Below are 13,753 nucleotides of genomic sequence, written 5' to 3' on the forward strand. Positions count from 1 at the left end.
CGGACGCATAGTAGTCTTCGGTTTTCGCAGCCTCACCTTTCACTATTTCACTGTTTCGCGGATAGTGCGCACGTTCTCTCTTGATATCGGTAATACAGCGGTTAAGTACGGCTGCTTTGAGGCAGATGAGTTACTGGAATCGGCTGCGGGGCAGACGGCCGCGCAAGTGCGGGCAGCAGTAGCTAGGTGGCAACCCGAGCATGTGATCGTAGCCTCTGTGGCCGAGCCTACTGCGCAGTGGGCAGCCGAACTCCAGGCCCTGGTACCCGGTAGGGTAGTAGAGTTCGTACCGGCAACTACGGCACTGCCTATCCGAAATGGGTATGCCACCCCGCATACCCTGGGCGCCGACCGATTGGCGGCGGCGGTGGGTGCCGCGTGGCTGCTGCCCGGCCGCGACGTCGTGATTATAGATGCGGGCACGGCCATCAAGTGCGACCTGGTAGAAGGCGGCCACACCTTCCGCGGAGGAAGCATTGCCCCGGGCCTAAGCATGCGCTTTCAGGCTCTGCATACGTTTACTGGCCGGTTGCCGTTACTCAGCCACCACGCAACGGAGGGGCAGGTCCCTCTGATCGGAACCGATACCGAGTCGGCCATTCGGAGCGGAGTAGTCAACGGGGCTGTGGCGGAAGTGCAGGGGCTGCTGGCCGAATACCAGGCCAAGTTTCCCCGGCTCGCCGTGGTACTGGCCGGGGGCGATACCGCTTTTTTCCGCACCCGACTGAAAGGACCTATCTTTGTTATTCCGGAGCTCGTGCTGATGGGGCTCAACCGAATTTTAGTACACCATGTCTCAACCTAACTTCACCGGTCTGGCCGGTGGTCTTTCGCTGCTGGGCTTGCTGGTAGCTTCGCCAGCCGTACTGGGGCAGGGCCTCGGTAACTCGCCTTACTCGCGCCTGGGCCTGGGCGACGCCAGCCTGAACGCCGGCGGGGTACGGCAAATGGGAATGGGTGGCATTGGGGTGGCTGCGCCTAATAGCGTGAACGTCAACGAAATCAACCCGGCGCTGGTGTATTACACGTCCCGGACTACATTTGAGGGCGGCTACACGGGGCAGTTCAAAACTCTGCGTAACACAGTCAGCCGGCAGCGCACGGGTTCGGCCAATCTGGGCTACCTCGCCCTGGCCGTGCCCATCAACCGGCGCTGGGCCGGGGCCATCGGCTTGAAACCGTATAGTACCGTCGACTACGAATCGACTACGTTGGACAACAGCGTAATCGGCGACCCGACAGCGCAGGTAGAAAAGCAGTACAAAGGCAGCGGCGGGTTAGCTGAAGCCTACATGACCCACGCCGTTCGGTTGGCTAAGGGCCTAGCCGTTGGGGTATCGGCAGGGTACGTGTTCGGCAGCATTGATCAAGAGGCTGGCACGCGCATTGGCACCAGTACGTTGGCGGTGGACCTGGCTGATAAGGATATTTATCAACAGCACGTATACTACTCGGATTTTGCTTTTCGGGCGGGTGTGCACTACCGGGGGAAGTTTACCGATAAGCTGAACTACAACCTCGGAGGTACCCATAGCTTCCGTACCAATCTCAACGGGCAGCGGAGCCTGAACATTCTCCGGCAGAATAGCGAAGGAATTCAGTCCTCAGCTACAGCTCTGGAAACTGACGCGCCTGGCCGGGCGCAGGTACCGGCGCTTACGCAGGTGGGCCTTAGCCTCGATAATAACCGGAGTTGGAGCGTAAGCGTGGAAGGTACCCGGCAGCAATGGTCACAGTTCCGCTCGTTCGGGGAGCAGGGTGGCACGGCAGGGGTGCCACTCAGCGACACGTACCGTGTGGGCCTGGGTGGGGAGCTAACCCCGGATGCTACCTCCGTAGACAGCTACTTTAAGCGCGTAACCTACCGCGCCGGCCTGAGCCTGGCCCAGTTGCCCTACCGGCCCGGGGGCAGCACCCTCTACGACCGCTCGGTAAGCTGGGGCTTTGCCTTGCCGCTGCCTACCGCCACACCGCTTGATGCTACAACTATTAGCCTGGCCTTCATTTATGGGCAACGTGGCAATACCAACGTGCTGCAACTTCCCGACGGCTCCCTGGAACGCAATGTAAAGGAAGACTACGTGCGGATGCAGCTGGGCGTAACGCTCAATAACCGCTGGTTTATCAAGCGCCGCATCGAATAAGAAGACAGCTGCCATCATGATGCAAGGCCATTACCACTGCCTGGTGCTAGGAATGCTGCTCAGCAGCGCATTGGTGGGTTGCCACCACCGTGATGAGGAGGTAGTAGCCAAAAAGACGACCTACACGGGGCCGTTCATGGAAACCCGCGACTTGTCGATGATAGTCAGTGATTCCGCCAAGCTCCGGGTCCGGCTAACTTCGCCGCTCCGGCAGGACTTCGAGAATAGTAATCAGATTTACCCGAAGGGAGTTAAAATCACCTTCCTGGCTGAAGACGGCCGTACGGTCGTCAACACCATTACGGGTAACTACGGCCTCTATGAGAAAAATAAAAACCTCTACACGCTGCGAGGTAACGTGCAGGTAACCAACGTGCCCAAGCAGCAGAGCATGAATACTGAGGAAGCTTTCTTTGATCAGAACAAGGCCCTGATCTATACCAAGAAAGAAACCGAAATCCGGGTTACTACCCCCACTGAGGTACTGACCGGGCGCGGCCTGACGGCCAACCAGGACTTCTCGCTCTACAGCATCCTCGATCCTACTGGCGTTTTCACCCTTCAAAACGCGCCCAAGGCTAATCCTGCCCCGGCTGCTACCCGCTGATTACTGCATGAAACGTTTCTGGGACCCTGGCATCAGCCGCACTATTCTGTTTGTTCTGGGGGTAGTAACCTTTGTTATTGCCTCCTACCAGACCCTGGTAACGGGCAATATGGAAGGCCTCTACCAAAATTACTGGCTGTTCATGCTGTCCTTCGGGGCCATTATCTGGCTGCGCTACCTCCGCCAGCAGGACAAGATTGCCGCCGCGGAGGCCGAGGCTGCCCGCAAGGCCGCCGAAGCTGCCGCGAAAAAGCCCGCCAAGAAGAAACGCTAGCCACCCACAGGCTCTGCCCGTTACCCAACGGGTAGTGCGTATCTGCAAGAAAATCACCGTAATAAAGCCTTTTCTGGTAGTCCGGAAAAGGCTTTTCGCAGTATCTGGCCAGCTCCGCCCTTTGTGGTTGGCTCACTTGGCCAAGCCGGGGGGATTTGATTACCAAATCCCCATGTTTTTTGGTTATTTTGCGCCTCTTTCCACTTTTCTTACCGCGCTTCTTATCAAGTAAATGGCATTAATTAACACGATTCGAGAAAAATCGGGCTGGGCAGTCGGGGCCATCATCATCGGCCTGCTGCTCTTTATGCTGGGAGGAGACTTCCTGTACGGCCGAAACAGCTTCTTCGGCAAGAACGATCTGACGGTCGGCGAAATTGCCGGTGAGAAGGTGGAGTACGATGACTTCAACGCGACTCTGGAGCAGGCCAAGCAGGCCTTCATCGCCCAGCAGCAGCGCCAGCCCGACGAGCAAGCCCTGGGCTACCTGCGCGACCAGGCCTGGAACCAGACCATCTACCGCATTGCCTTTCAGCAGGAGTTCGACAAGCTGGGCCTGAAAGTCTCCGACGAAGAGCTGACTGATATGGTGCAGGGCAACAATGTGCACCCCAGCATCCGTCAGGCTTTCACTGACCCGGCTACCGGTCAGTTTGACCGCAACAAGGTAATTGAGTACCTGCGCAACCTCGATAAGCTGCCGCCCCAGGCTCAGGATGCCTTTCGCAATTTCGAAGCCAACCTCGGTCCGGAGCGCCTGGCTACCAAGTACAACAACCTGCTGAAGCTGAGCACCTACGTAACGGCGGCGGAGGCCAAACGCTTTGATGAGGGCCAGAATACCCGCGCCTCTGTACGCTACCTCATGGTGCCTTATTTCACCGTTTCCGACTCGAGCGTGAAAGTAAGCGACGACCAGCTGCAGGCTTACCTGGATAAGAACAAGGGCCGCTACAAGGTGGAAGACGGCCGCAGTATCGAGTACGTATCGATTCCGGTAACGGCCTCGGTGGAAGACAGCGCCGCCGTGCGCAAAACTGTTGATGAGCTGGCTAACCAGTTTGCTTCGGCTCCGGTGGACTCGGCCTTCGTGAAGCTGAACTCTGAAACCCCCACTAGCCCCACCTACCTTTCGCCGGCCGACATGCCCGAGAAGCTGCGTGCCCAGCTACCCCTGCAGGTAGGGAAAGTGTATGGACCCTACGCCGAGAACGGCACCTACTCGCTCTACAAAGTATCGGGCCAGAAAGCTGGCGCGCAAGCTGCCGCCCGGGCCAGTCACATCCTGATCAAGCCCGAGGGCACTACCCCGGAGGCCGATGCCGCTGCCAAAGCCAAGGCGACAGAAGTACTGAATAAGATCAAAGGGGGTGCCGATTTCGCCGCCATGGCCCGCCAGTACGGCACCGATGGTACCACCGCCACCGGCGGCGACCTGGGCTGGTTCCAGCAGGGCCGCATGGTGCCCGAGTTCGAGAAGGCCGTATTTGGGGCTACCTCGGCTGGCCTGCTGCCTGCGCCGGTAAAAACTTCGTTTGGGTACCACGTTATCAAAATTACCGCTCCCAAGACCTCCCAGACCTATCAGGTAGCCACGGTGCAGAAGAGCATCCAACCCACTGATGCTACCCGCGACGCCGCCTACCAGAAAGCCCAGGCCCTGAAAGGCGAGGCTACGGATTTAGAATCGTTCCGCGCGGCTGTGGCCAAGGACAAGAGCCTGCAGAAGGTAGAAGCCAAGGGTCTCGGCCGCGGCGACCAGGCCATAAACAATATTCAAGGTGCCCGCTCTATTGTACGCTGGGCCTATGGCTTCAACCCCGAGGGTGAGCCCACGAAAGTAGGGGACGTGTCGCGGGTGTTTGACGACGTAGGCGACCAGTACGTTATTGCCGTCCTGACCGGCGAGCGGACCAAAGGCACGGCCGACGTGGCCAGCATAAAGCCGGAAATTACGGCCCTGGTGCGCAATGAGCTGAAGGCCGAGCAGATCATGAAAAAACTAAATGCCTCGAAGGGTACCCTGGAGCAAATTGCCCAGGCTTATGGCAACGGTGCCCAGGTGAAAACGGCCGATGGGGTAGTGCTAGGCCAAGGGCTGCTCCCAGGCCTGGGCAACGAGCCCGTAGCTGTGGGCAAAGCCTTCGGTCTGAAGCCCGGCCAGAAGTCGGCCGCCTTTGCTGGTGAGCAGGGCGTCCTGATAGTGGAGCCCGTGAGCGTACAGCCCGCCACGGCCCCGACCGACGTGAAAGCCGTGCGGCAGCAGCTCACGGCCCAGCGCGCTGCCCGCACGGATGGCCTCACCTACGAAGCCATCAAGCAGCACGCTAACATCAAGGATAATCGCACGAAATTCTTCTAACCGACCTCGTGCTTCATACAAGCAAAAGGGCCGTACCTTAGGGTGCGGCCCTTTTGCTTGTGGGGAAGGCAGAAGCTAGTGCCTTTATATGCCCTTATTGCGCAGCTAGTGCAGTGCAGACCGTTGGAGCATGAAACGCATCAGTTCATACCTTCCTCATTTCACCGCTCGGCACTCTGGCTCTGATCTTTTCGTTATGCGTGTATGAATAAGTCGTTGCGTTTGGTTTTGGGGAAGAGTGCCTTGGCGGTGGTGTTGCTGACCACCACGCAGGCCGTAGCCCAGCAGGCAGAAGATAACACCGTACAGCTGGCGCGCGAGTATGAGCGCACCGGTGAGCACGAAAAAGCGGCTTATCTGTTTGGCCGCCTCCGTAGCGAGGAGCAGACGGCCCCCAACATCCTGCCCGATTACCTGGCGGCTTTGCAGGCCCTACGCCGCGATAAGGACGCCGAGAAGCTGGTAAAGCGGGCCCAGCGCCAACAGCCTGGCAACTTGGCCCTGGGGGTTACCTTAGGACAGGTGTACGCTAAGGCCGGCGACGCGGCAACGGCACAAAAGCAGTGGGAGCGGGTAGTGGCGCAGCTGCAGAGCGCCCAGGTAGTGCCGGTAGCAACAGAGTTCCTGAAAGGTGGCTTGCCTGACTGGGCGGCCCGTACCTATCTGCACGGGCGGGAGTTGGCCAAAAACGAAACAGAATTCGCCCCCCAGCTTATTCAGCTCTATACCCAGAGCGGACAGACGGAAAAGCTTATGAGCGAAACCCTGCGCTTGGTGCAGGACGACGAGCAGCAGCTTCCCTTTGTGCGCAACATGCTGCAGAATACTCTGCAGGAAGACAAGGACTTTATAGCCTTGGAGAAAGAGCTGTTGGGCCTCGTGCAGAAATACCCGGAGCGAGGCGTTTACAGCGAACTGCTGCTGTGGCTGCAGGTGCAGCGCCGCGACTTTACGGGGGCACTGGTGCAGGCCAAAGCCCTGGACCGCCGCGGCCGAACCGAGGGGCAGCGTGTGCTGGAGGTAGCCGAAATAGCCCGTCGTAATAAAGACTACGAAAGTGCCATCAGCGGCTACCAGTATCTGGTGCGCGAATACCGCGGCCGGCCTTACTATGCGCTGGCCCGGCAGCGCTTGGTGCAAACCCGCGAGGAGCAAGTGCGCACTACCTACCCCGTGAATGTAGCGCAGTTGCGAAGCCTACTGCAAGACTATCAGCAGGTGCTCACCGACCTGGGCCGCACACCCGAAACGGCACCCGTGCTGCGGAGTATGGCAGCGCTGCAGGCCTTTCAGCTCGATGAGAAGGAGGCAGCCATCAAGCTGTTGCAGGAGGTTATTACTATGCCCCGCGCCAACCTGGACGTAGTGGATCAGGCTAAAATCGACTTGGCCGACATTTATCTACTGCGCGCCGAGCCCTGGGAAGCTACCCTACTGTACTCACAGGTAGAGAAGTCGCACAAGGATACACCGCTGGGCTACGACGCCAAGCTGCGCAACGCCCGCCTCAGCTACTTCGCCGGTGATTTTAAGCTGGCTCAGAGCCACCTGGACATCCTGAAGCAGGCAACCAGCCGGGAAATAGCCAACGACGCCATGCAGCTCAGCCTGCTTATTACTGATAACACGGCCATGGACACTGCCGGCGTGGCCCTGCGCGACTACGCCGCGGTGGAGCAGCTAGTATTCCAGAACAAGATTCCGGAGGCCCTACGCGGCCTTGACGCCCTGTTGCAGAAATACCCCGGCCATGCCCTACAGGATGAAGCCTGGTACCTGAAGGCCCAGCTGCTGCGCCGTACCGGCGACTATGCCGGCGCTCTGAGTACACTAGAAAGCATCACGGCGAACCCTAAGTACGATGTGCTCAGCGACGACGCCCTGTTTCTGGCCGCCAGTATTCAGGAAGAAAACCTGCGGGATGCTGGCAAAGCCCAGCAGCTCTATAATCAGGTACTGGTAAAGTACCCCGGCAGCATCTACGTAGCCGAGGCGCGCAAACGCTTCCGCAAGCTGCGCGGCGACGTAGTAAACTAAGCGAGAAACCTAGCAGCGCCAAAGGAGCGGCCAAGCCTGTAATGCAGGCTTGGCCGCTCCTTTGGTGTTAAAGGGTACGAAACAAGAGCCTCGTCCCGCCTTACACCCACCAAGAGAATACCCAAACCATCTTGCTTTACTATTACAAACTATGCAATTCTAGTAAAGCAAACATAACTTACGACGGTTCTTGATCTAATGCTTTACACTATAATAAAATAGTCAATGCGTAAAGCAAGCCAATAACGTGAACCCAGACAGATCATTGCTAGAATGGGTCGCCAGGCAGCGGTAGAGGGGTAGGATAGTATTTGCCAGTGATATAGCCGATCGAAGAGTGGTGCTCCGAACTAGGGTAGGGCTGCCGCTACGTGGCTGGTCGCGCAGCGCCGGCACCAGAACCGTCACTGAAACCTGCCGCTGGTTGCGGGCAAAATTCGCCGCTGTTGCTGCGAAATAGCCGCGGGAAGCGCCATTTTTCTTCGTACTTTTGAAGATATAGCTCGTAGGAGCCCCGGCACAAGTATGGAAAAACGATGGATTCGCAAGCCCGCGCCCGACGCTGAAAAAGTCCGGCATTTGGCCGACGCCCTGCGCGTCAACGAGGCTATCATTACCCTCTTGTGCCAGCGGCAGGTGTGCAGCTTCGAGGAAGCCCGGGCCTATTTCCGGCCCTCCCTGGACTCGCTGCCCGACCCCTTGCTGATGCGTGACATGGACCGGGCCGTGGAGCGCTTGGTGCGGGCTCTGCACATGGGCGAACGGATCCTGGTGTTCGGCGATTATGATGTGGATGGGACAACCTCCGTGGCGTTGGTATACAGCTACCTGCGGCAGTTCTTCGGGGCCGAACGGGTCGATTACTACATCCCCGACCGCTATAAGGAAGGCTACGGCGTATCGGAAGCGGGCATTGATTTTGCCGTCGACTTCGGATATGAGTTGATTATTGCCCTTGACTGTGGGGTGAAGGCTGTGGAAAAGGTGGCGTATGCCACCCGGCGCGGCGTCGATTTTATCATCTGTGACCACCACTTACCCGGTGCCGATCTGCCGGCAGCGGTGGCCGTGCTGGACCCCAAGCGCGCTGACTGCCCCTACCCGTTCAAGGAGCTGTCGGGCTGCGGGGTGGGGTTCAAGCTGATGCAGGCCCTGACCCAGCACCAGGGCTGGCCTGAGGAGGAACTTTATGAGTTGCTGGACCTAGTAGCTGTGAGCATTGCCGCCGATATTGTGCCTATCACCGGTGAGAACAGAACCCTTGCCTACCACGGCTTGCGTCTGATCAACGACCGGCTGCGGCCCCAGCGCCCCGGTCTGGATGCCCTACGGGAGCTGGCCGGTTTACAAACGGCCGAGCTGAACATTAGCAGCCTTGTGTTCGGCTTTGCGCCCCGTATTAACGCGGCCGGCCGCATGGGCGACGCGAAACGCTCAGTGGCCATGCTGCTGGCTGAAAGTACCGACGAAGCAAAAGAAAAAGCCGGGGTGGTAGATAAAACCAACCAGGAGCGCCGGGGCTTTGATACCAGCATCACGAAGGAGGCCCTGGAAATGATTGAGCAGGACGTTCTGCTGCGCACGGCCAGCACTACGGTGCTATTCAAGCAGGATTGGCACAAAGGCGTAGTGGGCATTGTGGCCTCGCGCTGCCTCGACAAGTACTACCGCCCCACCATTATTCTCACCGAAAGCAATGGTAAAGCCACCGGCTCGGCCCGCTCAGTAGTCGGCTTTGATGTGCACCAGGCTATCGAGGAGTGCGCCGAGCTGCTGGACCAGTTCGGGGGACATATGTACGCCGCTGGCCTCACGCTGCCCGTGGAAAACGTGCCCGCCTTCCGCGAGAAGTTCGAGCGGGTAGTAGCCGGCCGTATTTTGCCCGAGCAGCTAATTCCGCCGGTTGAAATTGACCACGTGCTCCAGCTCAGCGACATCACGCCCTCCTTCTTTCGGCTCCTGAGCCAGATGGAACCCTTTGGGCCGGGCAACCCCAACCCCGTGTTCGCCTCCACCCTGGTGTACGCTACCCCCGACTCGGCCCGGATTGTAGGCAACTCTCACCTCAAACTCACCCTCACCCAGGATGGCCGCCATACCGTTGATGCCATTGGGTTTGGGCTGGGCGAGTACTACGAGCAAATCCGGCAGGGTCACCCGTTCAGCGTGTGCTATACCGTGGAAATGAACGAGTTCCGGGGTGTGAAAAACCTGCAGCTGCGCGTGAAGGACATCCGCTGGGAGTAGCAAGCTGCCCGCAGTAGCAGAGTAGCCTCAACGGGTAGTAACTGGTAGGACGTACTGATTTTTATTCCAGCGCAGGTAGCCCTCGCGCATGTACATCCCCATATGCCCGCGCGGAATGTTACTGGCTGCCGTGGGCAGAGGCAGTTGCAGCTGGAGGTAGGTGATAACGCCATTAAGGCGCCGCTCCCGCAGAACCTGCCGGCCTTGCTGTAAAGCGATATAGCGTTCTACTACAGCTCCGTTCCGACGCTGGATAGTTTTATGCTTCCAGTGAAAGCGGCCTGAAGCACCTGGTAAAAAGCCTTCTACCACGTGGCGGCGGGCACCTAAGTGCGATGTCTTGGCTTTGAAGTGTGCCGATTGCTGCTGAATAGCCAGCTTAGTTTCGCCGGCAAAATTGAGCAGAGAGTCTCGCGCGGCTACAGCGCGGGCTGGGTCAGTTATAATCTGAGCTACGCTAACTTGAGCGCCGCATAGGAACACGGACAGAAGTAGAAGTTTTTGAATCATGTGACTAGATAAACGAACGGAGGAAGATAATTGCTTTTCCTGGCCTTCGTTCACAAAAACAATACCATTTTTATATATAGTGAAATATATACTCTTAGAGCGTGCGTGTATCTACCCACCCGTGCTATAAGCAGTAGTTGGGGCCATAGCCGCTACAGGAGTATAGGCAGGCCGGAGCCACGGGCTTGCAGCCTATACACATTGGCCAGAAACACGGCAATCAACAGTGAAAGTAGCCCTAGGCAGGGGCCAGGCTATTTTCGCTGCCTCACTTAGGCATACCAGTAGCAGCGGGGCGGGCAGATAGGGTAGCACAACGCGCACGAAACCAGCCGGAGCCACACGGTGCATCACTCCAGCTCCCGGAAAGAAAAAACCAGCAGGGAGCAGCTATAGGCCGTGAAGCGTTTTCTGGCTGTTGCCTGACGAAAGCAAGCGGCCGGGAGTTCTGCCAGCTGAGCAGTGAACGGCTGCTACGAGTTTCGTCGTTACCCAGCAGGACCGGGCTACGGCGCGACACTGCCCCGGCCCCGCTGGCAATGCGTACCTTGGTGCCGGCGTTATAGCCTCCTCCATCCATCTATTCTTGTTTGTTAATGAAGACGCTTTATCTGGCGCTCGGTCTCGGGCTGGCTTCTGTGGGTAGCGTTGCCGCCCAGCAGTCAACGGGTTACCGCATCAACCTCGACCTGCAGAACGTGCAGAACGACCGAGTTCGAGTAGTTATTAACACGCCGGCGGTAAAGGAAGCCCAGGCTACCTATGTAATTCCTTCGGTGGTGCCGGGCTCGTACTCCAAAAAGGACTATGGCCGCTTCGTGACGGATTTCAAGGCCTTCGACAAGCAGGGCAAACGTCTGAAAGTAAAAAACAATGGGCCGAATCTGTTTGTCATCGATAACGCCAAAAATCTGACCCGGCTTGAGTACCTCGTCGATGATACCTGGGATGCCAAGCAGGACGACTCGTTTATTTTCCAGCCCGGCGGCACCAACATCGACGCCGGCCGCAACTTCACCATCAACCACTATGGCTTCTACGGCTACTTGGAGGGCTATAAGATGCAGCCCTACCAGGTAAATGTGCAGAAGCCCGCCCCCCTCTACGGCGCTACCGCCCTGGATGTGCGCCGCGAATCGGCCACGCAGGACGTGTTTACGGCCCCCGACTACGTTACCCTGGCCGACGGCCCGATTCTGTACGCCCAGCCCGATACGGCCAGCTTCAGCACCGGCGGCGCGCGCATTTCGGTAGCGGTGCTGTCGGAGGGCGGAGTCGTGAAGGCCGCCAACGTAAGCCAGATGCTGCGGCCCATGTCGGAGGCCCTGACCAAGTTCTTTGGTAAGATGCCCGTGCCGCGCTACCAGTTTCTGTTCTACTTCCCCGGTATGAACTCGCCGCTCAACAGCAAAAACGGTGGCTACGGGGCCATGGAGCACAGCTATTCCTCTCTCTACTTCCTGCCCGAGATGCCCGATCCGGAGCGCCTGCGCAGCATGGTGCTGGAGGTAGCCTCGCACGAGTTCCTGCACATGCTGGCCCCGCTCAACATCCACAGCCGCGAAATTGGGGAATTCGACTTCCGCGACCCGAAAATGTCGCAGCACCTGTGGCTGTACGAGGGCGTGACGGAGTACGTCTCGCAGCTAGTGCAGGTACGCGGCGGCCTGATTACGCCCGACGAGTTCCGGGAACGGATAAAAACCAAAATCGATAATGCCGGCAAGTTTGAGAACGTATCGTTTACCGAGATGAGCCGCCGGATTCTGGAAGCTCCCTACAAGGATATGTATCCGAATGTGTATGAGAAAGGTGCCCTTATCGGGCTGCTGCTCGATATCCGCATCCGGGAACTGAGCCAGGGCCGTCAGACCCTGCGCGATGTGCTGCTGGCCCTGCGCGAGAAGTACGGCCCCACTCGCTCCTTCGAGGATAAAGACCTCATCCCCGAAATTGTGGCCCTCACCAGCCCCGAGCTACAGCCCTTTTTCACGCGCTACGTGCAGGGCAACGAGCCCTTACCGCTGGCCGAGTACCTGGGCAAGATTGGCTGGACGTACGCTCCCGTTGGCCAGGCTCGGGTGAAGGCTTTCGGCAACCTGGGCTTTGGCTACGACCAGGAAAAAGACCAGTTCCGGGCCGTGAAAACTAAGGCCGATGAAAACGCCTTCGGCCTGAAAGAAGGCGACGTGATTGTGGCCGTAAACGGACAGGCCGTGACCATGCAAACCGCCGAGAAGCTGCTGCGCCCCCTGGTAGAGCCCAAGTCGGGAAACCCCGTGCGGGTAAAATTCCGGGATGGAGCCAGCGGCCCGGAGCAGGAGCGCCAGGCAGCCCCGCGCGAGTTCGACGTGGAGGTCAAAAACCTGGTGGAGCCCGTGCCTACCCCCACGCCCGCCCAGCAAGCCCTGCAGGAGGCGCTGCTGAAAGGGTAACGGGTAGGGCAGAAGTGGCCAGCGACGGGTAGCCCGCGTGCTCTAGCGTCTGCGCAGTGGAAGCCTCTGGCCGCTGTTTTATCGGTCCACGATGAATACTCCCTGGCTCAGGGAATAACCCCCGGGCCAGGCGCCGCCATGAGGCGCGCAGGATGCTTCTACTGCGCCTCGGCATGACATTTGGCGCCCTCTTACCCCCACGCCTGCTTACCAAGTACCTACTGCCCAATACCACTTACCTTTGCCTTCTATGATTCTTCGCGCTGAACACCTAGTCAAGAAATACAAGTCGCGCACGGTGGTGAACGATATGTCGCTGCACGTGGAACAGGGCGAAATCGTGGGCCTGCTGGGGCCGAACGGGGCCGGCAAAACCACCTCCTTTTACATGACGGTGGGCATGGTGAAGCCCAACGAGGGCAAGGTGTTTCTCGACGACAAGGATATCACCAAGTTGCCCATTTACCAGCGCGCCCGCCTCGGCATCGGCTATCTGGCGCAGGAGGCATCGGTGTTCCGGGACCTCACGGTCGAGGAAAACGTACTATCAGTGCTGGAAATGACCGACTTGCCCAAACAAGCTCAGCGCGACAAGGTTGAGGAGCTGCTCAACGAGTTCAGCCTAACTCACGTGCGCAAAAACCTGGGCCGGGTGCTAAGCGGGGGGGAGCGACGGCGCACCGAAATTGCCCGGGCTTTGGCCGTCGACCCCAAGTTTGTGCTCCTCGATGAGCCGTTCGCCGGCGTCGACCCTATTGCTGTGGAAGAAATCCAGGGCATTGTAGCCAAGCTCAAGCACAAGAACATCGGCATTCTGATTACTGACCACAACGTAAACGAAACGCTTAGCATCGTTGACCGGGCCTACCTACTCTTCGAAGGCAAGCTGCTGAAAGCCGGCACGGCTGAGGAACTGGCCGAAGACGAGATGGTACGCCGCGTGTACTTGGGCAAGCACTTTGAGCTAAAGCGCAAGATTTGAAAACAACAGGAATCAATTGCAGTCTGCAGAGGATGAGGCAACTAGGGCGAGGCACTGCTTCGCCCTTTCTCGTGGCACGGCCAGCCGAATCGGATTTCGTGGTAGTCTGGTAACTTTCCGGTGCGGGCAAGGGTACAGAAAACCCCTTTCCCCGG

10 protein-coding genes are annotated in these 13,753 nt (G+C 58.4%); 9 read left to right on the top strand and 1 reads right to left on the bottom strand.

Annotated features, from left to right (window positions below; genetic code table 11):
• The first annotated feature begins 64 nt into the window (after positions 1-64).
• The 7 genes from K3G63_RS15710 (at position 65) to recJ (ending at position 9,671) form a co-directional block, all read left to right on the top strand.
• The gene (locus tag K3G63_RS15710) at positions 65-805 is read left to right on the top strand and encodes a type III pantothenate kinase (protein ID WP_220615024.1); all 741 of its coding nucleotides are present in this window, start codon (positions 65-67) and stop codon (positions 803-805) included.
• Positions 792-2,144 carry a hypothetical protein gene (locus tag K3G63_RS15715; RefSeq protein WP_220615025.1) on the top strand — a complete coding sequence of 451 codons (1,353 nt, stop codon included), beginning with the start codon at positions 792-794 and terminating at the stop codon, positions 2,142-2,144. The genes K3G63_RS15710 and K3G63_RS15715 overlap by 14 nt, the downstream gene beginning before the upstream one ends.
• 16 nt (positions 2,145-2,160) lie before the next feature.
• The gene (gene lptC, locus K3G63_RS15720; RefSeq protein ID WP_220615026.1) at positions 2,161-2,751 is read left to right on the top strand and encodes an LPS export ABC transporter periplasmic protein LptC; all 591 of its coding nucleotides are present in this window, start codon (positions 2,161-2,163) and stop codon (positions 2,749-2,751) included.
• 7 nt (positions 2,752-2,758) lie between these two features.
• Positions 2,759-3,025, top strand: coding sequence for a hypothetical protein (locus K3G63_RS15725; protein ID WP_220615027.1), 267 nt, complete (start codon positions 2,759-2,761; stop codon positions 3,023-3,025).
• A 232-nt stretch (positions 3,026-3,257) separates the two neighbouring features.
• Entirely contained in the window at positions 3,258-5,387 is a 2,130-nt protein-coding gene (locus K3G63_RS15730) for a peptidylprolyl isomerase (protein ID WP_220615028.1), read from the top strand.
• 204 nt (positions 5,388-5,591) lie between these two features.
• Positions 5,592-7,424 (top strand): tetratricopeptide repeat protein, encoded by a 1,833-nt coding sequence (locus K3G63_RS15735; protein WP_220615029.1) that lies wholly within the window; start codon positions 5,592-5,594, stop codon positions 7,422-7,424.
• Positions 7,425-7,949: 525 nt separating this feature from the next.
• Positions 7,950-9,671: a single-stranded-DNA-specific exonuclease RecJ gene (gene recJ / locus K3G63_RS15740; RefSeq protein ID WP_220615030.1), complete on the top strand. Its 1,722-nt coding sequence runs from the start codon at positions 7,950-7,952 to the stop codon at positions 9,669-9,671.
• A gap of 27 nt (positions 9,672-9,698) precedes the next feature.
• Here the strand turns inward: recJ and K3G63_RS15745 are convergent, their stop codons facing one another.
• The gene (locus K3G63_RS15745) at positions 9,699-10,181 is read right to left on the bottom strand and encodes a hypothetical protein (RefSeq protein WP_220615031.1); all 483 of its coding nucleotides are present in this window, start codon (positions 10,179-10,181) and stop codon (positions 9,699-9,701) included.
• Between the two features lie 596 nt (positions 10,182-10,777).
• Here K3G63_RS15745 and K3G63_RS15750 point away from each other — a divergent pair.
• Positions 10,778-12,616: a peptidase M61 gene (locus K3G63_RS15750; protein ID WP_220615032.1), complete on the top strand. Its 1,839-nt coding sequence runs from the start codon at positions 10,778-10,780 to the stop codon at positions 12,614-12,616.
• A 250-nt stretch (positions 12,617-12,866) separates the two neighbouring features.
• On the top strand, positions 12,867-13,598 hold the full coding sequence (gene lptB / locus K3G63_RS15755) for an LPS export ABC transporter ATP-binding protein (RefSeq protein ID WP_110976052.1): 732 nt from the start codon (positions 12,867-12,869) through the stop codon (positions 13,596-13,598).
• Positions 13,599-13,753: the final 155 nt, after the last annotated feature.

Source organism: Hymenobacter sp. HSC-4F20 (genome assembly GCF_019599275.1).
In the GTDB taxonomy this organism is placed as follows: domain Bacteria; phylum Bacteroidota; class Bacteroidia; order Cytophagales; family Hymenobacteraceae; genus Hymenobacter.